General features: G+C 44.6%; 23 protein-coding genes. 6 read left to right on the top strand and 17 right to left on the bottom strand.

The features are described 5' to 3' along the window. Positions 1-7: 7 nt before the first annotated feature. The 12 genes from J2128_RS12020 to J2128_RS11965 form a co-directional block, all read right to left on the bottom strand. Positions 8-1,405 (bottom strand): Ni/Fe hydrogenase subunit alpha, encoded by a 1,398-nt coding sequence (locus tag J2128_RS12020; RefSeq protein ID WP_209691669.1) that lies wholly within the window; start codon positions 1,403-1,405, stop codon positions 8-10. Beyond that, on the bottom strand, positions 1,402-2,319 hold the full coding sequence (locus tag J2128_RS12015) for a F420-nonreducing hydrogenase (RefSeq protein WP_209691668.1): 918 nt from the start codon (positions 2,317-2,319) through the stop codon (positions 1,402-1,404). Before J2128_RS12015 ends, J2128_RS12020 begins: the two co-directional genes overlap by 4 nt. Before the next feature lie 16 nt (positions 2,320-2,335). After that, positions 2,336-2,899, bottom strand: coding sequence for a hydrocarbon binding protein (contains V4R domain) (locus J2128_RS12010; RefSeq protein WP_209691667.1), 564 nt, complete (start codon positions 2,897-2,899; stop codon positions 2,336-2,338). 1 nt (position 2,900) lies between these two features. Continuing rightward, the gene (locus tag J2128_RS12005; RefSeq protein ID WP_209691666.1) at positions 2,901-3,146 is read right to left on the bottom strand and encodes a ferredoxin family protein; all 246 of its coding nucleotides are present in this window, start codon (positions 3,144-3,146) and stop codon (positions 2,901-2,903) included. A 38-nt stretch (positions 3,147-3,184) separates the two neighbouring features. After that, a complete protein-coding gene (locus J2128_RS12000; RefSeq protein WP_209691665.1) occupies positions 3,185-3,379 on the bottom strand; it encodes a hypothetical protein in 195 nt (64 codons plus the stop codon). After that, positions 3,369-4,172, bottom strand: coding sequence for a cell division ATPase MinD (gene minD, locus J2128_RS11995; RefSeq protein ID WP_209691664.1), 804 nt, complete (start codon positions 4,170-4,172; stop codon positions 3,369-3,371). The genes J2128_RS12000 and minD overlap by 11 nt, the downstream gene beginning before the upstream one ends. A 22-nt stretch (positions 4,173-4,194) precedes the next feature. Continuing rightward, positions 4,195-4,728, bottom strand: a complete 534-nt coding sequence (locus tag J2128_RS11990) for a hypothetical protein (protein ID WP_209691663.1) — start codon at positions 4,726-4,728, stop codon at positions 4,195-4,197. Further along, positions 4,725-5,342 carry a hypothetical protein gene (locus tag J2128_RS11985; protein WP_209691662.1) on the bottom strand — a complete coding sequence of 206 codons (618 nt, stop codon included), beginning with the start codon at positions 5,340-5,342 and terminating at the stop codon, positions 4,725-4,727. Before J2128_RS11985 ends, J2128_RS11990 begins: the two co-directional genes overlap by 4 nt. A 126-nt stretch (positions 5,343-5,468) precedes the next feature. Then, a complete protein-coding gene (locus J2128_RS11980) occupies positions 5,469-5,912 on the bottom strand; it encodes a hydrogenase maturation protease (RefSeq protein ID WP_209691661.1) in 444 nt (147 codons plus the stop codon). 35 nt (positions 5,913-5,947) lie between these two features. After that, the gene (locus J2128_RS11975; RefSeq protein ID WP_209691660.1) at positions 5,948-6,565 is read right to left on the bottom strand and encodes an antibiotic biosynthesis monooxygenase; all 618 of its coding nucleotides are present in this window, start codon (positions 6,563-6,565) and stop codon (positions 5,948-5,950) included. A 138-nt stretch (positions 6,566-6,703) separates the two neighbouring features. Beyond that, positions 6,704-8,548: a ferrous iron transport protein B gene (gene feoB / locus J2128_RS11970; RefSeq protein WP_209691659.1), complete on the bottom strand. Its 1,845-nt coding sequence runs from the start codon at positions 8,546-8,548 to the stop codon at positions 6,704-6,706. A gap of 19 nt (positions 8,549-8,567) precedes the next feature. Continuing rightward, complete coding sequence (locus tag J2128_RS11965; protein ID WP_209691658.1) at positions 8,568-9,215, bottom strand: metal-dependent transcriptional regulator; 648 nt, start codon at positions 9,213-9,215, stop codon at positions 8,568-8,570. A gap of 101 nt (positions 9,216-9,316) precedes the next feature. Between J2128_RS11965 and J2128_RS11960 the strand changes: the two genes are divergently transcribed. Together J2128_RS11960 and J2128_RS11955 are read left to right on the top strand one after the other, a co-directional pair. Next, positions 9,317-10,099 carry a DUF2115 family protein gene (locus J2128_RS11960; protein ID WP_209691657.1) on the top strand — a complete coding sequence of 261 codons (783 nt, stop codon included), beginning with the start codon at positions 9,317-9,319 and terminating at the stop codon, positions 10,097-10,099. 298 nt (positions 10,100-10,397) lie between these two features. Beyond that, entirely contained in the window at positions 10,398-12,125 is a 1,728-nt protein-coding gene (locus J2128_RS11955; RefSeq protein ID WP_209691656.1) for a response regulator, read from the top strand. A 107-nt stretch (positions 12,126-12,232) separates the two neighbouring features. Here the strand turns inward: J2128_RS11955 and J2128_RS11950 are convergent, their stop codons facing one another. Beyond that, positions 12,233-13,576, bottom strand: a complete 1,344-nt coding sequence (locus J2128_RS11950; protein WP_209691655.1) for a PEGA domain-containing protein — start codon at positions 13,574-13,576, stop codon at positions 12,233-12,235. A gap of 482 nt (positions 13,577-14,058) precedes the next feature. Here J2128_RS11950 and J2128_RS11945 point away from each other — a divergent pair, with 482 nt between their 5' ends. Together J2128_RS11945 and J2128_RS11940 are read left to right on the top strand one after the other, a co-directional pair. Then, positions 14,059-15,729 carry a YIP1 family protein gene (locus tag J2128_RS11945; RefSeq protein WP_209691654.1) on the top strand — a complete coding sequence of 557 codons (1,671 nt, stop codon included), beginning with the start codon at positions 14,059-14,061 and terminating at the stop codon, positions 15,727-15,729. 97 nt (positions 15,730-15,826) lie between these two features. Further along, on the top strand, positions 15,827-17,041 hold the full coding sequence (locus J2128_RS11940; protein ID WP_209691653.1) for a PKD domain-containing protein: 1,215 nt from the start codon (positions 15,827-15,829) through the stop codon (positions 17,039-17,041). A 56-nt stretch (positions 17,042-17,097) separates the two neighbouring features. Here J2128_RS11940 and gpmA read toward each other — a convergent pair whose 3' ends face one another. From gpmA to J2128_RS11920, 4 genes are all read right to left on the bottom strand, one after another. Then, positions 17,098-17,850, bottom strand: a complete 753-nt coding sequence (gpmA, locus tag J2128_RS11935) for a 2,3-diphosphoglycerate-dependent phosphoglycerate mutase (RefSeq protein ID WP_209691652.1) — start codon at positions 17,848-17,850, stop codon at positions 17,098-17,100. A gap of 82 nt (positions 17,851-17,932) precedes the next feature. Then, positions 17,933-19,561 carry a zinc ribbon domain-containing protein gene (locus J2128_RS11930; protein ID WP_209691651.1) on the bottom strand — a complete coding sequence of 543 codons (1,629 nt, stop codon included), beginning with the start codon at positions 19,559-19,561 and terminating at the stop codon, positions 17,933-17,935. 117 nt (positions 19,562-19,678) lie between these two features. Continuing rightward, positions 19,679-20,278 carry a DUF2115 domain-containing protein gene (locus J2128_RS11925; protein WP_209691650.1) on the bottom strand — a complete coding sequence of 200 codons (600 nt, stop codon included), beginning with the start codon at positions 20,276-20,278 and terminating at the stop codon, positions 19,679-19,681. A 15-nt stretch (positions 20,279-20,293) separates the two neighbouring features. Further along, positions 20,294-21,043: a TrmB family transcriptional regulator gene (locus tag J2128_RS11920; RefSeq protein WP_209691649.1), complete on the bottom strand. Its 750-nt coding sequence runs from the start codon at positions 21,041-21,043 to the stop codon at positions 20,294-20,296. A 541-nt stretch (positions 21,044-21,584) separates the two neighbouring features. On the opposite strand from J2128_RS11920, the gene J2128_RS11915 reads away from it, so the two are divergent. Together J2128_RS11915 and J2128_RS11910 are read left to right on the top strand one after the other, a co-directional pair. Beyond that, entirely contained in the window at positions 21,585-22,028 is a 444-nt protein-coding gene (locus tag J2128_RS11915) for a hypothetical protein (protein WP_209691648.1), read from the top strand. A gap of 30 nt (positions 22,029-22,058) precedes the next feature. Next, positions 22,059-24,446, top strand: coding sequence for an RND family transporter (locus J2128_RS11910; protein ID WP_245323721.1), 2,388 nt, complete (start codon positions 22,059-22,061; stop codon positions 24,444-24,446). The last annotated feature ends 151 nt before the right edge of the window (positions 24,447-24,597 follow it).

The raw sequence follows: 24,597 nt of genomic DNA, 5'->3' as shown, positions 1-24,597 counted from the left end.
ATAATCCCTAAATTTCTCTTGGACCTTTCTCAGGTTTATTCCTGTCGTGTAAAACCTCGATTGATATGGGCATTTTTCCGATTGCATGAGTCGCACAGGAAATACAGGGATCGTATGCCCGTATCACGGTTTCTATCCTGTTTGAAGCGGTTTCACTTAGAACCCCGCCTGAAATGACTTTTCTTGCCGCATCCTCGACCCCTCTGTCCATTGCGTAATTGTTCTGGCATGTCGCGACGATTAGATTGCATTTAGTGATAAATCCGTTGTCGTCGACAGTATAGTCATGAATAAGGGTTCCTCTCGGGGCTTCTATTATTCCTACACCTCTTTTTTTTGCAATCCCTCCAGGCTCTGCACGGATGTCGTCTCCGCATATTTTTAGGTCTGAAAGCAGGGTGACTGCATTTTCGCAGCATGAAAGGAGTTCTATGTAGCGTGCGATGTTGTATGCAAGCGTCGTCTGGGTGAACTCCCCGAAAACCGACCTGTACTCAAAAAGGGCTGAGTCTGCAAGGGGCGTTCCCATGCTTTTGATTATATTGAGCCTTGCAAGGGGCCCGACACGGTAATAATCGCCTGATTTAAGTCTTGAAAATTTCAGGTATGACCAGTCCTCGGAATATTCTTCTATGTAGTCAAGGTAGTCCGTTCCTGAAAAGTTTCCCTTTTGCTCCCTGCCCTTTCCGATAACGTTCACGGGACCGTCGTATATAGAGAATTTATTGTCTTTTGACATTCCCACAAAGGAGGTCTCGACAGCGCCGAGAGTAAGGTCGGTTTTGTCGAGGACACTTTTTGCGGTTTCCCAGCCCTCTTTTGCAATTTCAAGGGATTTTTTTGCCATATCCAGAAGTTCCGAGCGTTTTTCTTCTGAAAGCCGGCATGAAATGCCTCCCGGGACGCAGGTTGAAGGGTGAATTGGTTTTGCGCCGATGGCCTCGGTAAGCCTCTGGCCAAATTTTCTTATTTCAATGGCCTTTTTTGCGATATCAGGCGCTTTTTTGATAAGCCCCACTACGCTTCTGTCAGATGCCGGTGCATCGCTTCCTATGAGAAAGTCAGGTGAGGCAAGCATGAAGAAGTGAAGTGAATGCGAATGTATGAACTGGCCGTTCATCAGAAGTTCACGAAGCATCCTGCCTGTTTCCGGAGGTTTTACCCCGAATATTTCATCGCAGGCTTTTGCTGCCGCTACATGATGAGATACAGGGCATATACCGCATATCCTGGGGGTAATCCTCAATGCCTCCTCTACTGCGGAGCCTATGAGAAACTTCTCGAATCCCCTCAGCTCAACGACCTGAAAATGTGCGGAATTTACCCTGTTCTGCTCATCGAGGTAAATTCTTACGTTTGCATGCCCTTCGATTCTTGTCACCGGGCTTATTGTAATCTCTTTCATCCGCTCCTCTCCTTTACAAGGTCGCGTATCTTCGAATTCTCCTTGTCCTCCATTATCAGGCTGCCTATGGTGAACGGGTACATCGTGTGTGCAACGTCGTATAGTTCTCCTTCAACTTTTTTTTCCGGAATGTCGGTTAGGTCAGATATCCTTCTTACCATCATATTGTAGAGGTCGCGGCAGGGTTCCCTTAGTATATCAAGCGAAGGGCCGTTGCATCCGTGGCATGGAACGTTGTTTTTCGGGCAGGCCGCACCACAGCGCCCGAATGTTACAGGTCCGAGACACAGGTAGCCCTGGCCCAGGAGGCAGTGCTCGCGGTCTGGAATACCTTCATAGCGCCTTTTAAGCTTCCAGCCCTCTACAGATCCCATCTTTCTGTCGCACTCCGAACATACCGATTTCCTGGAGAGTTCGGCCTTGTCGCCCTTTAAAAGAGCCGGGAAAATCTGCCTTAAAAACTGTTCCTTAGGAGGACACCCCGTTATATAGTAGTCGACCTTTTCAAGGTCACCGACTGCAAAAGCCCTGTACAGAAATTTTGGGACGTCTGAAGGAATTTTTCCGTCCTCCTTTACGGTATCTACTCCCCTGTAGACTGTTTTGAAAATTTCGTCGTTGCTGCTGAGCATTGAAAGCCCCGATACGCCGCCGTAGCATGCGCAGGTCCCGAAGGCGACAAGAATTTTTGCTCTGCTCCTTATTTTTCTGAGCCTCTCCCTGTTCTCCTCGTTTCTTACGCAGCCCGTGACAAATGCTATGTCTATTCCCTCAGGAGGCTCTTTTGCATCCATTATAACAGGTGAATATACGATTTCTGCTTCTTTTAAGACTTCCAGGAGGGTTTCATGCAGGTCTAAAACCGCGATTGTGCACCCCGAGCACCCGGCAAGCTCCTCTATTGCTATTTTCATAAAAGTCTCTCCCCAGTCACATCAGGATAAGTTTTTTTAAGCATGCATTCGGCCCCGTATGCATTATTTCAAGCTTTACGCGTGTTCCGGTAATCTCCTCTATTGCACCGACGACATACCCGCACAGCGTCTGGCACAGGGGGCCTTCCTGGGCCTGGCCGTTTCTTCTGAGAGTCTGTCTTACGATGCAGTCATGAAATACGAGGTATATGAACCTCTGGCCGTTTTCCTCTATTATGAAGGTGTCGCTTCCCGCAGGCTTCCAGACCTCGAAGTTGTACTGGCCTGCCAGGAGGTCGGTGAGTTCATGGAGTGCGTCTTCGATGTCATCGCGTTTCTGGAAGTATTTTGCAATTTCATGGCCAAACTTCTTTCCTGCACGAAATGTAACGGCATTCGCCCCCCTTCCTGCAATTTCTTCAAGAGAACGTATAATAAGCCCGTTGAGCTTCATGACGCCATGGAGAGTGACCTCAATCTCTTTCGCCGGAGGCGTGCACTGCAGCGGAATGTCCTCTGATTTGTACGTTACCCCGGTCTCGAACTTCTCGTGGAGTTCGTCAACATAGCTTGCCGCCATTTCAGATGACCTTCCTCAGCATTTCGCAGACTTTTATGTCGATGTAGTGTCTCTTTGCAGGGTAAATCCCCCTGTGCTCAAGTGCCTGCGCAGGGCAGATTTCATGGCAGGAGAGGCACCCCATGCAGTCTTCAGGTCTTACAGGAACGCTTAACCCGTCCTTTAATTCGTAAACCTTCATCGGGCAGTCCTTGACGCACAGCCCGCATCCAACGCATGAATCGCTGTCCACGTGTATTTCTATCATTAACTTTTCACCACCAAAGAACAGAAAAAACATTTTTTTTATTTTACACCGCTTATTCCCCTTACGGCCTCCGCCAGGGTTTCGATTTCACTGTCAGAGAACTCCATTCTGGATTTCAGGTCCTCGACATCGCCTAAAAGCTGTTTTATGCGGACATACATCACCCAGATTATAAAGATGAAAACTATGTTTAGTATGCCAAGGCCTGCTATAATCAAAATTTCAGCTGACATTTTTGCCTCCCGGGAAGAGGGCTCTTGCAAATCTCTCTATGAATTTCTCCTTCTTTTTTGTCTTCGTATCTTCGTCCTCTTTGTAGTCAATTCCGATAAGTGTGGCAGAAATCCTTCTAAAAGCTCTGGAAGCATCAGAAGTAGGATATTTCACGACAATCGGAGAACGGCAGGCTGATGCACGCCTGACGTTTACGTCTTCAGGAATAATTCCGATTACAGGAACGGAAAGCATCTTTTCGATCTGGTTGCGGGTTTTGGTGTCCTTTACGCTGCTTATACGGTTAATTATCGCACCACGTACCTTTCCTCCCAGCATCTCGGTAAGCATCTTGGTCTTCAGAGCATCTACAAGAGATGAGATGTCAGGGTTTACGACAAGAATCACCTCGTCTGCAACGGCAAGGGGGACGATTCCGTCGTGGTTTATCCCGGCAGGCGCGTCTATTATCAGGATGTCGCATTCATCAGTTATCTCTTTTAAAACACCGGAAAGCTTTCCGGGATCGGCGTTTTTGAAGCCTTCAAGGGAGAGCCCGCTTGGAATTACAGAAACGCCGAACGGTCCTTCGTATATAGCCTCGTGGATGTCGGCTTTTCCTGCAAGGACCTCGTGAAGTGTTACCGGCATATTTTCAAGGCCGAGAACCAGACCGAGGTTAGCCATTCCCATATCGGAATCAAGGATGTATGTCCTTTTTTTGTGATATGCAAGCATGGAGCCAAGGTTTGCAGTTACTGTCGTCTTTCCTGTTCCGCCTTTACCTGATGCTATCGTGAAAACTGTTGTCATGTTTTTTTCAGCCTTTTTTCAGTCACATATTCCGCCTCAGAATATACCTGATATCCCTTTCTATGAGTGAAAGGTCCCCTTTTGGCAGTTCTTCATCGGATTTTATTATCCCAACAACCGTTCCCCCCTTATGAGGGACGCCTATCAGCCTGATTTTTGATGACTGCGGTTGTTTTCCCTGCAGGTAGAGGTAACTGTATTTTGCCGCATCCTCTTCCGGATTTTTGTCTGTTGAGCTTATCACGAGGCCGTCTGATGTCGCCATGGTAAAAGAGTTGAGCCCGTAGTGGCTGAAAAGACCTTTAAGGTTCTCTTCGATTGACTGTGAACTGTAAAGTGCTGAAGGATCGGTATCTTCAGCAGCTCTGTTTTTTCCCCCTTCTTTTTCGGGATATCCACCTGTTTTTTCAGTCCTGGCTGCTTCCTTTTTATCAGGTTTTTGCGTATTTAAACCAAGGCGCCTTAATATAAGTACCAGAGTTGCAAGGATTAGCAGAAGAATTATAGCGATTGCAGTTAAAGCCAGGTTTGCGTAAATTTCCGGAGTAATTGTCATTCTTTCTTCTCTGTCTGTATCAGGTGGTCAAGGTGAATTCTTTTGAGGATGTCCTTTGCATTGAGGGAGAAATCCTTTTTTATGGCCTCGATTTCAGCTTCGTCAATGCTCAGGATGAGTTCGTCATCTGAAAACATATCCCCGGAATCAGGAAGTTTTTTATGCAAAACGCCTTTTTCTGGTTCCTTTCCTGCAGCCGGATTGTCCGCCTTAAGGGAAAAACCGTTAGTTTTTACGTCTGGTTCTACATTCTGCGTTGCAGAACCGGGATTTTTAAGAAACGAGGATACGCTTAAGTTGCAGTTCTTTTCATCAGTGATGAATTTTTTGTTGAACTCTTTTGCAAGCTTTACCTGAGCTTCGCTGTACCCTGAAATTTCTGCTGTAATGTCCCCGTCCGGTTCTGAGAAAAGCATTCTGAGAACGCCTGAACCGGAGTCTGCTAGCGATTCCGCCAGAATTATCTCACCGTTTTCAAATATCAGTTCTCCTTCTGTCTTACAGAGCATCCCGGAACAGCACCCGGAAAATTTTTTTTCATAAAGCTCTGCCAAGACGCTCTTAACCGTTGCGCCGCGAATAAATCGTTCAAATCTGCCTCTGGGCAGTTCCATAATGATCACTGAAGAGAGGAAATAATATTAATCTTCTCATTTAATTTTTAAAAAATGTTTACTTATAAATAATATCATTTTCATTCAAAGGAAAGCATTATATTTTCTTTTTTAATTGGCCGGGAATCATTCTTCAAGAATCTTTATAACAATGGTGCAAATATTTTCAATGCCTTCTTCAACTTCAGGGTCCAGTTCTTTTGAGTACTCTTTTATGGACTCTACTTCTATTCCTACAGTAATAACCTCTGTTCCCGGAATAAGCGTTTTTGCCGCTTCAACAACGCCTGAAACACCTACATCATGCAGGGAAATCTGGGAAGGAGTGTATGGAGGAGTATCAGAAAAAACTTTTATCTCGCCTTTCTTTCTGCCTATTCCTGTCATGGCATCTATTATTATTATGCGTTCATAGCCATCCATATCGCCGAGAAGGCCTATTCCACCGGTTCCCCCGTCTATGGCATCTGCTTTAGGGAACAGTTTTTTTAAGCGCTCAACTGCTGCGACACCCGCGCCGTCGTTTCCCATATACGGATTTCCGCACCCGATGACTCTGGTCCTCTTCATAATGCTTTTTCCCGGTATGAAAATGATTGGTGTTTTCAAAGTGATTTAATTTCTCTTTTCAGTTTTTCAGTCTTATCAAACACTTTTTTTGAGCCGTCAGGATACAGCCAGAAACTGAACACTCTTGTCAGAGCCGGCATTAAGGCATATGAAAGCAGTGTTACAAGTATTGCAGTGTCTATCATCTTCTGGACAATAAACGGAAATGACCCGAACACCGTGTTCTCGAGAGGCGTTAATACCGCAAGTATGCATACCGCAAGCCATGTAACTGCCGCCTGCTTGTATTTTCTGGGCGGTTTTAATATCCTGTTTCCGGGAAGGGTAAACCAGCTTTCAAGACCGCTCACCGTGTAAAAGTCCGGAGGAGATACTGTAAGCTCCTTTTCGCGCTGAATCCACCATCTTTTTTCAGGTGAACCGTTCCAGTTGTCGTAGTCCTTTTTTGACCTGAATTTCAATACTACGGTATAGTCGCTGTCTTTTTCATCGCAGGATTTGAAAAAATTTGCCCCGCAGTATCCCGGGAGGTTTGAAAAAATTTCCGAGAGCCTGGAAAGCTCCTTTTCAAACTCTTCCCTGCGCCCTTTTTTCAGGTGATGTGTTTTTATCTGGGTAATGGAAGTGACCTGGAAATTATCGGAATTCTCCATAATTCTCTGTTATTTATTGGATTTATTCTCTCATTAATATAGTGACCATGTCCATTTGAAAAAAAGTTTATTCATTTTCGGATTTTTTCAGAACCTGTGTCTCCATTAAAAATGTATTGAATTAACGGTTTTTTGCCGTTATAAAATCATATTGAGGATGACTCCTGCGACAACACCAAGCGAGAGTGTGTAAAAAGATACGGCGGCCGCGATTTTAAGTCCCATCTCCCTGTAAAGAACTGCGATTGTGGATATGCAGGGGACAAAGAGGACGCTTACTATTGCGAATATGTACAACTGCGCACCTGTCAGTACAGAGCCAAGATTGGCTGTTCCTGCAAGGATTGCAAGAGTTTCAAAAGCCATCTCTTTTCTCAGTATACCGAAGAGAAGTGCGGTCGAGGCGTAGTCCGGAAGGCCGAGGGCCGCCTCCATAAACGGTGCGAATATGCTCTGGAATGAATTTATAATTCCGGTGTACTGCAAAACTCCCAGTATAACGCTGCTTACAATCAGAAGAGGCATTGCGATGAACAAAAATTCCTTCATTCGAAGCCACGCTCTCTGAAGGGTCTGCTTCATTCTCGGTTTTCTCATCGGGACTATTTCAAGTATCATCCCGAACTGGTCACCAGGCGCAAATTTCGTTAGGACAAGGCCTGTCAGGATAATCAGTACGAATATTATCAGGTATATTGAAAGGGCCGGAAGGATTCCGACGAAAGCGGCTACGATTCCTGCAATGATAACCGTTCTTGCAGAGCACGGGACCATTGTGATAAGAAAGGAAGCTATAATCCTTTCCCGTTTTGACAGTTGTCTTATGCTCATTATTGCAGGGACATTGCACCCGAACCCAAGGACCATAGGTATCAGGGCCTGACCGTGCATCCCGATTTTGTGCATTGCCCTGTCCGCAAGAAACGATGCCCTTGTCATATACCCGGTATCTTCGAGGATTGATATCAGTATGTAAAAAGTGAAGACGTAGGGAAACGCCACACCAAGGCCTGCCTCGACTGCTATAAGAACGGAAAAGACAATCTCCTCAGAAAAAGGTGATAGGCCGGCGGAGTACATCGGGTTTATAAGGAAGGTGTCAAAAAGGCCTACAATCGTCTCTTCGAGAAAAGAACCGATGAAAAACACACAAAGGAGGGTTGATATGAGGACGACAGCCATTATCGGGACGCCGGGAATCGTTCTTGTAAGAAGCCTGTCTATATTTTTTGAAACGCTTCTGCCCTCGCTTTTCACGACGCTCTCAGAAATTTTTTCGGCCTCGTTGTGCCTGTTTGCAGCTATTATCTGGTGCACCGACATCCTGTGCTGCTCTTCAATCTCGTCCCTTACAGCCTGTGCATCGTCAAGAAGCTCTTTATCTGTCCCGATTCCTTCAAGGGCTAAAATCGCTTCAATTCTTTCGCACTTCAGTATCTTCTGAAGGCTTTTCAATGCAGCCTCTATGTGCTGGTCATATGAAACCCTGTATGAGGGAATTTTTGCGTTTTCAAGAGCGCAGGGTATTATTTTTTCAATATTTTTTCCTTCGGTTGCGGCTGCGGGAATAACCTCGCAGCCAAGGGTTTCAGAAAGTTTTTTAGTGTCAATAAAAATTCCCTTTTTTTCGGCTTCGTCCATCATATTGAGGACGATAATCGCAGGAATCTGATACTCTGCGATCTGAAGAAGCAGGTAGAGGTTTCTTTCAAGCCGTGACGCGTCAAGGACTGCGATGAGGACGTCAGCCTCTTTTCTTAAAAGAAAACGTCTTGCCTCGGTCTCCTCCTCGGAAAGACCGTCAAGAGAGTATATGCCCGGGAAGTCGACAACCTCAAATTTTTCACGCTGGTAGCAGACGTTTCCGGAGAGCATTCCTATTGTCGTTCCCGGGAAATTTGAAATTTCAACTCCTATTCCAGTGAGAAGGTTGAATATAAGGGATTTTCCGACATTGGGGTTTCCGATAAGGCCAAACTTCAAAAAAACTCCTCCAAAAAAGTCATATCCTTTCCACAAAGACCGATGAGGCTATTTCTGGGCTTAGCCCTATCTCGCAGGATTTTATAATCACTACCATAGCTCCGTTCGAAAGCTTACGTTTTATGATTATCTTTTCTCCGGGAATGATTCCCAGGTCATGCAGCCTGTTTGTCCTCCCCGGACCCCCCATGGTGCAGAGGATTACAACTTTGTCTTCCTCTGAAAATCCGGTGAGGGGTTTTCCGCCGCAGTTGTAGAAATGGCTGAACATTTCGTGTTCCCCTCTCCTTCTGCATCTGCCGTGGCCCCTGATGTAGTTTTTAAGACGGTTTATTGTGTCCTCGGATGCGCCGTGCTCAAGAACGCAGGCTCCTTTTGAGGCGGTGTCAGGTTCAATTCCGAGCATCTCGGTAAGAAATGCCTCCAGGACCCTGTGTTTTTTTATTGTGCACTCACCTGTCCTCCTGCCTTCTTCAGTAAGGGTTATGCCGCCTTTGTCATCTGTTTTTATGTACCCGTTTTTTTCCAGCTCGAACAGATCTTTTTTTGTGTCTTCACTGTTTTTGCCAGAGACTTCCGAGAGTTTCTCTAACGATCCGGTGTTTATTCTGGTTATCGAGTGATTTATTATTGCTTCGAGGTAGTCTTCATATTCTTCGGGCTGCATAAATCTACATTATTAATGATTGTAAAAAAGGAAAAAGATTGGTATTATTAGGAAAATGAATAAAAACCAAAAACAGAAAATAAATAGCTGGTGGTTGCATTTTGGGTTTAATTTCGTTTTTTAAGAGTGTTTTAGGCGGTGGTGAGAGAAAGGGCAGACAGCCTTTTGATGATGCTGTCATCAATTCCCTGTTTTTGAATGTCTCCGGTGCAAAACCAGAAAAGATAGGCCATGTTCTTTCAAAATACTCTGAACGGATCCATGGAATTACGATAGCCTGCTCTGTTCTTTCCGGGGCCGGGTCGAAGAACCAGATGATTGACGTGATTGCTTCTGAGGTCGAAAAGTACCCGCTGAGAGCTCTTTCAGTCATGATGAAAAATTTTGAGGAGAAAACAAGGTACATTGATGAAAACTACAGGAAAAAACTTCTTAAAAAGATTCACGAGCAGATATTTGACACTTACCACACTCTCTTTGTGATCCGCGAAAAGCGTGATTACCTGACTTATGCGTCAGGTCCGGGGCAAAAATCCCCAGAATACTGGAAAATGGTCCTTGAAGCCTGCAGGACAAAGGCGTCGCATGATGACCCTTATTACCTTTACCTGAAGTACCTGCTTGCAGGTTTTCGGATGTTCGTGCTTAAAGAGCCTGCGCATCCTTTGGGTACTCCTTTTCCCGGAGGGCCCGAAGTTGAAAAAGACTATGACAGGTATTTCTGCCCTTTACGGGACAAAGCGGATGATGTCGCATTTTCACTGTGCCCGTTCTGCCCTGCGGAGCAGTCTTCAGAGTACATGCTTACATATTCGGCAAAGGAAAGGAAAAAAAAAAGCAAAAACGCTTCAATTCAAAATTATTTTACAAATTTCAAAGGGTAATTCAAATTACCTTTAAAATACCGGACTTATTATCCGGCCATTTGTTTTTTAAAATCCTTGTCTTTTTTCGTATCGGAATATTTTATTCTGGTGCAAATACTGGGTACAGCTGAAAATTCGGGTTATCCGGCTTTTTAGAACTGCTCTTTTATTAAAAATATAATTTGTCACTTTATTTTTTTGTACAATTGATACCACCATTCAATTATATATATGATTTTTTACAAACTGGAAACTACTACGGAAATGGGATTTTGTTCAGTAGTTGAATGTACGTGCGGTCAGGTGGATTTGAAGATTGAAATCAGTTCTTGTAGTGGATGATGAACCCCTTGTTCTCGAAATTTTCGAGGGTATTGTCGGCAGGGGAAAGGGGGATATAAAGATAGAATGTTGCAGTTCCTGCGATGAAGCCCTTAAAATGGCTTTAAACTCAGATTTTGACGCTATAGTCTCCGATTATAGCATGCCCGATATGACAGGGACTGAATTTTTGAAAAAGATAAGGAGTTTCGGAAAAGAGACTCCTTTTATACTTTTTAGCGGCATGTGCAGCAGTAAAGCGGCCGTTGACGCAGTAAACGAAGGTGTAGACTATTTTCTGATAAAAAACAAAAATTTTCCTGAGCAGATAAGAAAGCTTGACGAGATAATCACAATTGCGGCAAGGCACAGAAAGGAAAAGAATGCAGAGTGCCCTGAAAACACGAAGTACAAGTCTCTGATAGAGTCTATGGACGATTCTATATATCTTGTTGACCGGAGGGGCCGTTATCTTTTTATGAACCGCAAGCACCTGGAGAGGCTTGGCAAAGCGGGAGAAATTTATAAGGACCGCAGATATTCTGATTTTCACTCACCTGAAGAGACGTCTCATTTCGAAAAGGAGATATCAGACGTCCTTTTAACCGGAGAGGAGCGGGAAGAGGTTTATGAGAAGTGTGGCAGAAAGTACAGAAGGCAGATAAACCCGGTAAAAAGCATTGACAACGGTGAGACCATCGCCTTTAACGTGGTCTCAACGGAAATTACAGAGAGCGGAAATGATGACGGCGAGGAGGAGAATTCTATATATATAGTGGACAGGGACTGCCGTTACATCTCCATAAACCCCGGGCATATGAAAAGGCTTGGCATATGTAGTGAGAATGCCTTTTTGGGGAAAAATTATTCCGACTTTCACCCTGAAGGGAAAAACAGGGAATTTTCAAGAATCATAAATTCAGTCTTTGAGTCAGGGGAAATAATAAAGGACGAGTATTCATGCAACGGCTGTTATTTCACCAGAAGGTTTTGTCCTGTAAAGGACATACATGCAGGCAAAGTGCAGGCGGTGACAATAGTCTCCACCAATGTGACTGACCAGAAGATTGTTGAAAAGAGTCTGATTGAAGCAAACAAGAAGATAAACCTTTTGAACAGCATCACAAGGCATGATATACTCAACCAGATGACCGTTCTCCAGGGATACCTTGAGCTATCGCTTGACGGCTGCACAGATGAAAGCCTGAAGACATTTCTTGAAAAGCAGAAGGTGGCGGCGGATACCATCTACAGCCAGATTGTTTTTACGAGAGACTACCAGGACGTCGGCGTAAAGTCTCCTGTATGGCAGGGTGTGGGGGAGCTTATAGGAAAAGCCGTGCAGGGCCTGGATATGAAAGGAATCATGGTCGAGGACAGGTGCAAAACTCTTAAAATATTTGCCGATCCCCTTATGGAGAAGGTATTCTACAATCTTATAGACAACTCCCTGAAGTACGGCCAAAAAGAGACGAAAATTGTATTTTACTATGAAAAGACCCCTCATGGGATTAAGCTTGTATGCGAGGACGACGGTGTCGGGATAAGTAATGATGAAAAACAGGCTATATTCAGGCAGGGTTATGGTAAGAATACCGGGCTCGGGCTGTTTCTGATAAAAGAGATACTGTCGATAACGGGCCTTGAAATAACAGAAACCGGTGAATATATGAAAGGGGCAAAATTTGAGATCTCGGTTCCGCAGACGATGTTTTCTGAATAAAAAATTTGACTTTTTTTGGTAATTTTTAATTAATTCCTTTCCAAAAATCTTCTTTTTTGACAGTTAATATCCAAAATATCCAAAAAAAGCATGAGATTAAAAAAGGTTTATTCCTTTTTTTTCATCATGTAAAGTGCAATGCCCCCAAAGACTCCTGCCGTCGCAACCGTTAAAGGAAGGGGGGATGACTGCGTCTGGACAGGAGTCTGTTCTCCAGTCTTTGTTGTTGTTGCCTGTGAGGATGACGAAAGTCCCATTTTAAGTGTCGAGGTCTGTCCTGCGTATACCGTTATCTTCGAGTATGTATCCTGGTACCCTGAAAGGCGGAGCATAACAGTGTGTTCTCCGGGAGAGATTCCTGAAAGCGTATAGGGAGTCGTTACTCCCTGGTAGCCGTCGTCAAGGTAGATCATAGCTCCGGAAGGGTTTGAGGAGACTGAAAGAAGCCCCGTCCCTGATGAAGAGCCTGCTGACATTTCTGCATATACCTTTACCGATGTTCCTGACATTACAACCGACGTCGTATAGTCCGAGTAGCCTTCAAGCGTCAGCGTTATTTTGTGACTTCCGTCTGCAACGTTTTCCACCGGGTAGTAGACTTTGTCCATGGTCTCCCCTACGTATACACCGTCAAGGTAGATTTTGGCTCCGGAAGGGTTTGATTTGACGAGTATCTCGTTGTTTGCCAATATCGGGTCCAAAACCGCATATACCGAAATCTGTGTTCCCTGAACGACATTGACTGTCTTCTTGTAATTGTAATACCCGTTCTTTGAGACCTCTATCTCGTGATCCCCCGATGAAAGTCCGGTAATTACATAGGGGGTTTTTCCGACTATATTCCCGTTCATTGCAACGTACGCGCCACTCGGGTTGGACGTAACCGATATTGAGCCCGGTGTCTCCAGGCTTAAATAGACACTCTGAGTATAGCCCCCGCTGATGTATACGTTCTGGCTTGAACTGTCATATCCGTCCTTTTCTGCTTCAACCGAATAGGTTGTTCCTGATTTCAGTCCCGAAATCGTCAGGGGCGACAGTCCCTGGTAAACGTTGTTCAAAAAGATGCTTGCTCCCGAAGGTGACGTGGAGATATAAAGGCCGCCTGTTCCTGACTCTGTCGGTGTAGCTGTTGCCATTTTGTTTAAAGTAACATAGACGTCGGCCGATTCACCGGCGGCAGGCGTACCCGGAAGCGAAGTTGAGGCAGTATAATACCCGGATTTCTGTACAGATACCTTGGAATACGGGGTTGCTGTCGTATAGACGCCTACTGAGAGCACGTTGCCCGAAATTTCACCCATGTAATTGCCGTCAAAGTAGACGCTTGCACCGTCCACGTTGCAGTGGATGTTGTACCATCCCATATCGCCGCCGACTGCGCAGGCCGGGAATGCCAGTGCGCACATGAAGACAGCGGTCAGAATTATTCTGTATGCATTAAGCTCCATAACTGATCATAATTTTTTTTTCAACAGATATATTCTTCGGGAAAAATCAGGTAAGTCTGTAAAAATTTATTTTATATGGGTTTTGCTCTCCCCTTATAACAGCGGATTATACCGACCGCGTTTTGTTTACTTTTTTCAGATAAGTCCAGGGATTTTTTTATACTTAAGACGGCAAATAATTTGTATTCATAGGTTCAAATAATTAAATGTCCTAAATGAAGTAACGGATAAAAGGCCTGCATCGGGGAAGAACACTAAAAAAGGGTTATAGATATAATAACTGCAGGCAATGATGCTTTAAAAAGACAGCAGAATACACCAGAAAAAAATAACCGGAGGCAGTGTGCGCCTTCCGGTATACTGCAGAATAAATTCATGTGAATCGTGTTGAAAATTGATCAGGTGAGGGTATAAAGGGGATTTGTCTCTCCTGCGTCTTTTTTCATTTAATCAGAAAGGTGATCAGAACGAATTTTCCGGACTTGGCCGGTGATGAAGGAATTCTCGCCGAAATACCGAATATAGAAGTAAAATCGATAGAATTCAGACTGTTTCTGACTAACCGGAGGCTTATCCTCTCGGAGGACAATAACAGGACGAGACCTCCTGTTATAGTTCCGCTTCAGGTCATAAGGAAAATAAGCCCGGGGAAGAATTTTTCGGATGACCCTACTTTAAAGCTTTCTCTGAGTGCACCTGACGGTTCGGTAAAAAAGATGGTTCTTTCTTTTACCCAGGACTTTTCGGGTGTGAGGGACAAAGAAAGGGACCAGCTCAAAAAAGTCATGGAGGGTGTTGTCTCCGAGTCCCAGATGACTGTAAAAAGCGCACCTGCGCCGGGGTCTTCTTTTCCCGAATATCAGGATATGAACTGTAACAGTCAGTATCCGGGAGACTTTCAGGGTCAGTCCCCCCAGCCGCCTTACGGCTGCGGCGGGCATCCGCAGCAGGAATTTCACGGCGGAGTTATTCTTACGGCCCAGAATGTTGTCGTAAAATCGCAGGAATATACTGCATCCCTTTCAAATGACAAGATAACGCTGACCGATCCAAACAGGCCCAACAAGCCTTCTTCAATACCTCTTGGCTCTGTGAGAAGTGCAGAAAGCGAGACTTCCGAGCAGGGAGAACCTGCAGTCGCCCTTATGGTCGAAATCCAGAACGGGAATATCCGCAGGATGGTTCTTAGGTTTTCCCAGTGGTATGACAAGAACCGCTGGGGAGAGCGTGAGGTCTGGGTCAGGGCCATACAGGACGTAATTGCAACAGGAAGTGTAGGCGAACTTTACAGGCCGACTGAAGCCGACAGCACTCCCCAGTACAATAATTCTGACCAGTATTCCGCAAGACCTCCCTCTGACGTATATTCCGGAAGTGTTGGGGGGCGTTCAGGAGGCATTATAGACTCAGAATCATACGGCAGCGGATATGATGAGGGTTACGGAGATTTTGACAGGAGTCCTGATTCAGGGAGGAAACATCCGCGCAGCGGGGTGAAAAAAGTCAGAAAAGCTCCAAAAAGAAGAAAACCGGCGGGAGATGATATGTTCGGCGGCAGAAGAGGAGGGCCCGCTTTTGATGAAAATTCTACTCTTGGAAGGCTTATCGGGTTCATCAAATCCCCGGCAGATGCTTTCCAGGGAACAAGGGGTCAGGATGCTGTCGACGCCGTGCCCACATTCATAATTTCAGTCCTTATATTCGTGATAGGAAACGCCGTTTTTCTGAACTGGTACGCAAGCTCTCTTGATTCTGCGACATACCCGGTTTTAAGCACCTTTTCAAATCTTGGAAATGCGCTGGTCTTTGTTGTCGAGATTGCAGTGCTTATAGCTTTGTTTACCGTTATATACGGTATACTTCTCCACCTGAGTGTGGTTATCATAGGCTACAGGAGCGAGCTGAATGACGGGGTGAGGATTTCTTTGTATTCAGCGACTGCATTTGTAGCCGGAATTATTCCTCTTGCAGGGATTTTTATAATACCCTTCTGGGGATTTATTCTTCAGGTCATAGGCCTTAGGGAAACTTACAGCCTTTCCGGGGGACAGGCCCTCGTATCGGCTCTTATACCGGCATTTGTTGCCCTTCTGCTGTTTTATTTCTTTATAATCTCAGGAGAAAGCAGTTTTTCGATATTCGGAGGAGCATAAGGTGAGAACCGGTTTTTTAACCGTTTTTATTCTTATTTGTTTATTTTGCGCAATTGCATCGGCAGCTGACGTATCTTTTGATATTTCCCAGGGGGGCATGAATACTGACGATTACCTTAATGTCACGTTTACAGGCTCAATTTCAGGCGCCACTGCATCTGAAGACTCCCGGTGGGTATGGAATTTTGGCGACGGCAGTGCTCTCGGTCACGGGAGAACTGTAAGCCATATCTATTCAACGGACACTCTTCCGTTTGACATGAGTGACCCCATCGAATACATGATTGCCCTTGATGTGACGACAGACTCTGATTCCGGCGGAATTAAGGTTGAAACATCAAGAAAGATTACTCTGAGTGAGCCATCTCTCTCGGCCGCATTTCTTGCGAACGTTACTTCCGGAAATTCTCCCCTTACTGTTGAATTTACCGATATGACCCATGGAAGACATGCAATTGTTGGGTGGGATTTTGATGATCAAAGCGATAAACCGGCAATATCACCTGTGGTGCATACTTTTGACCTTGAGGGCACGTATTCTGTTGTCCTGACGGTTTCAAGGGGGGTTGGTGAGACTTCAAAAAAATCGATTGACATAGTTGTAAAAAAACCCGGTCCTGTAGTTTCATTCAGGTCAGATGTCAGTTCAGGCAAGGCTCCTTTGACCGTAAAATTTACCGACCTTTCAACTGTTCCTGCCGGAAACATCACGGAAAGGACATGGGATTTCGGTGACGGCACTACTGTATCAAATGTCATGAACCCGGAGCATATCTTTGAAAAAACCGGCAATTACACCGTTGTTCTTACGGTTAAAGGAAACGAAAGAGAGTCTTCAGATAAGATGGTTATATATGTAAAAAAGCTTGAGGCATCTTTTTATGCAGACAAAACATCGGGCCCAGAGTCTTTAAGTGTACAGTTTACGAGTGACTCGGTCGGAAATATCACCTCGTATTACTGGGACTTTGGTGACGGGCATAACAGCGTCGACGAAAACCCTGTTCATATCTACCATAATGCGGGGATTTATGATGTGACTCTTACGGTGTCAGGGCCCGACGGTTCTGAAATAAAGAAAAAATACGGGTATATAGAGGCTTTAAAGAGTTCTCCTGTAAGCGGTTCTGAAAAGGATAATGGTTCATCTTCCATTAATGCTTCTATAAATTCGACGGAAACAGTTGAACAGACTTTTGATTTTAACAATTTTAAAATACCTGATATTCCCGGGGCAGGTATTGTCAGAAACGAGTTTGAAAAACTTTACAACTTTTTCAGGGAGTACCTGTTTCTGGTGACGCATCTTTAAATTCTTTTTATTTCTTTCAGTTTTCTGAAAGGGCTAAAAAAGCGTGTAATTTATATTTAATCCTTTTTGGTCCTGCCCTGGTTTGATACGGCTTTAATCGCCGCATTTATTTTTTCCTGGTCTCCGAGGTAATAATGGCGGACGGGCTTTAAGTCGTCGTCAAGCTCGTACACAAGGGGCACTGCCGTAGGGATGTTCACGTTTGCAATTTCATCGTCAGAGACTTCGTCGAGGATTTTCACAATTGCACGTATACTGTTCCCGTGGGCAGCAATCAGGACTCTTCTGCCGGATTTAACGGCAGGTGATATTTCACCGGTCCAGTACGGAAGAACCCTTGCGACAGTGTCCTTCAGGCACTCGGTAAGAGGTTTTTCGCCTGGTGAAAGACCATCGTAGCGCCTGTCGTTTTCAGGGTTTCTCGGGTCATCAGGTGATAATTCCGGCGGAGCGGTTTTATAGCTCCTGCGCCAGGTGAAGACCTGCTCATCCCCGTATTTTGCAGCTGTTTCAGCCTTGTTCAGTCCCTGTAAAGCTCCGTAATGTCGTTCGTTCAGTCTCCACGACCTTATCACGGGAATCCACATCAGGTCCATTTCGTCAAGAGTAGTCCAGAGTGTCCTGATTGCTCTTTTTAAGACTGATGTATAAGCCAGATCAAAAGCATAGCCATCATCTTTTAGGAGTTTTCCTGCCAGATGAGCCTCCTCAAGGCCTTTTTCAGACAGATCAACGTCAGTCCACCCTGTAAAACGGTTTTCTTTGTTCCACTCGCTCTCACCGTGGCGGAGGAGAACTATTTTATACATATTTCAGAGACTCCGTATCTTTAGTTAATTTGTGCAGGATATGAAAAAAATGATTGTTTGTGTTTAACCGGAAATAAACTTATTAAACCGTTGCAGATGCGGTCACAGTTCCGTAGTCGTCATTTGTACGCTCTGATGCAGCGTAGTGGCCTTTTGGGTCTATAATATCAACCAGAAGCTCATTTGTGTCACCGGGCACAGTCTTGGACGCCGTTACCTCAATTGTTCCTGAAGGATTGTCTATCGTTATCTGCTTGTATCCGTATATTGTGGAATCTCCGTCTTCGTCTGTAATTGTCGTTGTAACACCGTTTACGGAATAGCTTCCTTTCCATCCCCCGTCATGCAGTACTTGAATGTTCCATGAGCCGAAGCTTTTTGACACATTAAGATCGCCTGTGTTTATCGGGGAATATGAGCCTGGAGACGATGAGTCACCTGAGGATGGTGTTGTTTTACCTGGATTAACTGGCCCTGAACCTCCTATAATTCCGCTGTTGAAGGCATAGAATACAACCGCGAGGATTACGACAACTGCAACGACGGCACCGATAATTTTCGGGAGACCTTCGGGCATTCTGCTTTCCCTGTAACCGTATGAATCATATCCTCTTCCCCCGTGCTTCATAGCTTTTTTACGCTCTTTTTCGGCGAATTTAGCTTCCTTCATCCTTTGTTTTTCAGAATCCCTGTAGGCTTTCTGCTGCTCTTTACGGGCTTTCTTTGAAGACGGACCGTATGGGTCCGGGGGCATTTGCGGGCGGCTGCTGCGTCCTTTGCCCCTGAATTCCGGGTCATCTGCAAGGCTGGGTCCCCCGGAGTAATCCCTGCGGGATGTATTTTCCGGCATTCTTCGCGGGGGTCTTACCGGCTCCCTGCGGTTATACGGGTCTTCAGCCGGCGGAAAAGACGGTCCTGATTGAGGGGCAGCCTGCATACTTTCTGATTTTTGTCCGCATGAAGGGCAGAATAATGAACCTTCAGGAATTGACGAGCCACAGTAACGGCAGAAAACAGGTTTTTTCGGGCTTTTTTCTCCATGCGCCAAAGGCGGCATCCTCTCCCCGCGCGGCGGCATATTCCCGTATCTTTCACGCTCATTGTAGCCTGAATTTCTTCCGTAAGGGTCTCTGTCGCTTTCGACAGGTTGTCTGTTCATTGCGGGGGGTGAATAAGGCTCCCTGCGCGGCGGCATTTCACCGCGGTTATTATACTGGTTTTGGTTTTCAAAGCCGGGCCGGTGTTGCGGCGGGTTTGAAAACCCCCTGTCCGCTCCGGGAATGTTTCCGGGCGGGGCGCCGTATGGTGGTATGTTTTCCTTTCTCTGGTTCTGAAAGTCCTGCCGGCCCTGAAACTGTGTATCAGGAGATGCAGGAACCGCTCTTCTCAGTTTGTCTACCCATTCGTCTCTTTCTGAGTACCGGTAGTCATTTGTCTGGGCGAATTTAAGGATAAGTTCTCCAAGCCCTCCGTTTGGTTTTTGTATTGAAAACTCTATTGTGGGGGTTCCTGACGGGTCTGCCAGCGGCTCATATTTTTTTACAAGATTAAGAGGAAATACCAGCTCTTTTCTCTCGTAGATATCATCTGATTTTTTTGCAAAAATTATGCGCTTATTTGTGAGAAAAGCGTCAAATGATACGTCTTTTACAATTACACCCGGGGATGACATCATAATCTGCTCTCCGGGATTTAATTCGGGCCTGTACATATTAACGGTTTAATTGTATGACCGCTAAAAAAAATAAATTATTCCATGGTGAAGGGATGACGATACAACCGGCAGGTTCAATCAGCCGGTAATCCCCTATGAAATCGGCAGTGATGTTTAAATGTTTCTTTTGTCCTGTTTTGCGGGACAGAAATTGCATACCGAGTATAATATCTCCTCTTCCTTGTCTCTTATGGGACACAGGTAGCCGTCATGTTCTTTTACAACCTCAAAGCCTCCCGGAAAAGGTGTTCCTACAGGGTGTCCGGGCTCGTCCTCCACAAACATTGCAAAAGCGCAGACAAGGTAATAAAAAAGGTTGTAGTAAGGATTTTTTTCGTCATCTTCGGACCTGCAATCGTATATTTTGTTGTCAAAGCAGGCTTTGGGTATAATATCGCAGTACTTCAGGTATGTGTCACGGCATTTAACCGGCTCATTGTTATCGCGGAATAATCCTTTCCTGTATAAAAGAATTAGTCTGTGATACCGCCCCGAAAGCCATTCCCTAGCATAAGGCCTTAATTTGTCCCTGTAATTTTCGGGAAGCCTTTCTATCTCACCTCTTGACCTTGAAAATATAACCTGAAGTTCATAAGCATTGTACTTCAGGACTTCCTCTGCCAGAAAAAGTCCAAGTTCACCTTTCCCGTAAATCTTTTTCATGCGGGATGATATATTTTCAATAACCGGGCAGTAACTGTTTGTTTTTTCCATTTGTCAGCGTTTTATTTATTTTTCGTCAAGCATTTTTATGAATGCCTTCAGGGTGTAGGTGAGCTGAGGCAGTTTGATTATTACGCTCGTGGTTTTGCCGTTTCTGCTCCCTACAAAAAATCCGTTAACTTCGTCCGTAATCAGAGTCATAGTGCTTTTGGGGTGGTTTTCGGTTTTTTCCGTAAGTGAGGATACTTTACGCCCGAAGTTTATCAGGTTCTCGCTGAACTCGGACACCCTGAAATTTGTTCCGGCAAAATCTGCCTTGTTTTTTGCATATATCTCTATATACACTTTTTTTTTCACTTTTTTCAGTTCAGGTTTTATCCACGCGAACATGGCGTAATCATCAACAAGAATTAAAATTTCCCTGTCTGCGTTCTGGATTAATGTCTTAAGCCTGTTTTTGATTCCCCATTCGGAATGGATGGCCCATATGGTTGACGGGGGCTTTGAATCCAGATGGAGTTCTGAGAGATATTCTATCGATTTGTCTATGGATACATTCATGTCATTTTTAAGTTTTCCAAGTACTGCGCCCGGATTTTCTGCATAATAGTATGACGGGTTACCCTCCTGGATTTCTATGTAGTTTTTGTCTGAAAGACTCTTTAATACCGAATAAATTCTTCCCTGCGGGACGCCGCTGTGTTCGTGTATCTCGCGTGCGGTTGCCATTCCGAATCCTACAAGGGATATGTATGCCTTCGCTTCATATTCCGTAAAACCCAGCTTTTTTAGTGTATAAATGACTTTTTCAAGCATTTGCAACTCCGATAGTTACAATTAATTAATAAGATGTTTCTTTGTTATATAATTTAAGCGGTAAAAAAAAGCAATGAAATAACCATGGCACCTACCCTCCCCAAAAGTTTTCAGAAAGTGCGAAAAAATGAAATCATCCCGGTTAGCTGAAGATATGAAAAGCCTGGTTTTCACATGTTTGTGCTGTTAAAGTGCCGGAACACTAAAAAACGGTATAGATTTTGTGTGTCCTCCAAATTTTCGCTAAATAAATTCTGAAAATGTGCAAGTGCAAAGAATTCGTTCTCCGTTTTGATTATTTCTTTTTTTTGCTGCCGGAGAATATTGCCGTAAAAAATCCCCCGGGAAAAATGCAGGAAATGATGTTTTTTTCTCCGGGGCAGTTACAGGATGCGGTGGTAATCTCCAATATTATTTTAGAGCTTCATATAATCGTTTTTAGATTGTATAAACTTTGGTGGTTGTACTTCCTTTAATATCTCTTCTTTCGAAAACGTACAAGAGTAAATATAAAACATTTTGGCAAAATGAGGCTATAGCGATGAAAAAAGAAAGAAATTCCTGCACCGTTCATTTTCTCCAGGATGTTTCCTGCTTAAAATCAAGAGGAATCTGGGAGGATGCAGGCTTTACACCGCCTCCTGTTTACATGCATCTGACTGAATTTCTGCATCTTGCATATTCAAATGAAGGTTACATCTCAACAGATTATTTAAAAAAAATAATCAATGCGGTAAATAATCCTGAATATCTGAATACGGGGCTGTTTGATATAAAAGACCGAAACAGAATGTACAGCTTTGCAGATTCCCTGGGTATTGATTCCTTAAATGGCGGTGATGTTGAGGTTGCCGCAAGAATCACCGAGGACATATTGTCTGACTATATCCATCCGGATAGTCCGGTGTTTTGTTCAGGCAAAAGTCCGTATAATCATAAAAAAGGGACTTTTGGATGTATTTTTCACGGAAGGCCTGAAGAATAAACCAAAAAATCAAGTCTTTCGAAAAGGAGGATGATAATTTTGAAATCGATATTTGAACTGATAGCGAATACAATTAATAAAAGGCCGTTTGTGGTTGCAGGTCTTATTGCCGCGATATTGATAATGGCGATATATGGCGCCTCGATGACAACAATGGCCACAGGAACCAAGACCTATCTTTTTACTGACAGGCCTGTAGGTTCCCTTCTTACCCATTATACTGATACGTTTGGGTCAGATATGGTTGTCCTGATAGTTGAAGGGCAGGACGTAATAACGCCTGATGTTTTGAACTATCTTGACAGTCTGGAGGGAGATCTGAGAAACACGAGGTACGTGTCGGGCGCGACAGGTCTTGTAGACCTTATCAAATCAGCGAACGGCGGGACCATCCCACAGAACGAAGCGGATATTGAGACTGTCCTGAACTCTGTGCCTTCGGACACCCTGGATTTGCTTCTCCCGTCAAAGACGATGACTCTTGTAAGTATTCCTCTTGATACGGGTCTTTCCGATGAATCAAAAGACGGGATTGTTGACAATGTCGACAGCGTCATTCAATTTTCGGGCACACCTGCAGGAATAACTGTTACTGCAACCGGAAGCCCGGCGTTTTCCGTTGAAATGAAGGACGATATGCAGAAAAGCATGGGGACTCTCATTGGTCTCGCAATGATTTTCATGGTCATTGCAATGTTTTTCCTGTTCGGCCATGTAAGGTACAGGCTTCTTCCGGTCTTTATAGTATTCTGTGGGATTGTCACTACATTCGGAGTAATGGGATTTGCAGGGATACATATAACAACAATCGTAGTTGCAGCGTTTCCTGTACTTATAGGGATAGGGGTTGATTATGCAATCCAGTTCCAGTCCAGGTTTGACGAAGAGATAAAGGTGTCTTCAATGAAGGAGGCGGTATTTACCACAATCACCAACTCCGGCCCCGCAATATTTTTTGCCATGCTTGCAACTGCACTTGGTTTTGTGGCACTGTCCATTCTCGCACCTTCGCCGATGATTTCGGGTTTTGGAACGACGTGCATCATAGGAATTGTCTGCTGTTATATCTCGGCAATGGTAATAATTCCGACATTTGCGACTATTGTGAAATATAAGCCCAAGACCGGGGGTCTGAATCCTGTTGACAGTGCACAGTCATGCCAGCTTGATTGGAAGGGCTGCGAAGAACCGCCTGTGGTGAAACCCGGGACAAAGGGCTCCTTTATGGAGAGGTATGATGTTGCAATAGGAAAGCTTGCGGGTAAAATAGCAAAACATCCTATTCCGGTTCTCCTCGTCCTTATGATGGTAGCGGTTGTCGGAATCCAGCTTGACGGACTTGTAATCATCGATACCGATGAGGATTCGATGGTTCCCCAGGACATGCCCGCAAAGGTTTCGATGGACAAGCTCGGGAGCGTTATCGGGTCCACGAATACAATTACAACATATATTAAGGCTGATTCAATAGAAGACCCTGAAACTTTGCAGTGGATGTATGATTTCGGTGAGTACGCGCTTGGAAAACAGAGCGACCTTACGGGTGTCACAAGCATTGCAACATATCTTAAACAGTACAATAAAGGAGTCCTCCCTACAGAAAAGTCTGATATAGAAAGAGTCTGGGGCACTATTCCGGAAAGTATACGCGACAAATATGTGGACGGTGATACCGAGGCCGTTATTGAGTTTTCGATGAAAGACATCTCGATTCCGGCAACACAGGCGCTTATTGCTGATATGCAGGACGACCTGGACTGGTACAAGCAGCACCCGGGTATGACTGCGACGTATACCGGGCAGATGGTTATGTTTACAGACCTTATCAATGGAATCAAAGAGACCAAGGACCCGATGACATATCTCGGGTTTGCGCTTATACTTGCGCTTTTGATACTGTTATACAGGAAGTTCTCCGCAATCACGCCGCTTGTCCCTATTATAATGATTGTGGGATGGAACGGGTTTATCATGTATTCCCTTGGTCTTACATACTCGCTTTTAACGGCATGTCTGGGGGCAATGACCATTGGTATCGCATCTGAGTACACGATTGTCATGATGGAGAGGTACCTTGAGGAGAAAAAGAAGGGTCTTGATACGGTAACTGCAATCCAGATGTCAGTGCAGAAAATCGGTGCGGCAATTTCAGTGTCAGGTCTTGCAACAGTCTGCGGTTTCTCTGCACTTACCTTGTCAACGTCACCGATTATCCAGAACTTCGGAATAGTTACTGTAATAGCTGTAGGGTTCTCGATTCTTGGTGCAATTATTGTTATGCCTGCCGCGATTTCCGTCTTTGAGTCTATCGGCGACTTTATGGAAGAAAGAAAGCGCACACGCTCTGCAGGATGTCCAAAGCAGAATAAGAGAGATGCAGGAGTCCTGGCAAGGTTCACAGAGCTTTTAAAAATTTAAATACTATTTTTATATTTTTGTTATAACTTTAAGTTCTCATGCATTGAGTCCGTGTTTTTACGGTTTTTGTCCCCTGTATTAATGCCTTTTTTCCTTGAAAATTTTGTAAAAAAATTACGGGAATTTTTAGGTAGTTGTGTTCGTTTTTATG

It is taken from the genome of Methanomicrobium sp. W14 (assembly GCF_017875315.1).
In the GTDB taxonomy this organism is placed as follows: domain Archaea; phylum Halobacteriota; class Methanomicrobia; order Methanomicrobiales; family Methanomicrobiaceae; genus Methanomicrobium.
Note: the sequence above shows the minus strand (reverse complement) of the source record. Positions and strands in the feature narration are given on the sequence as shown.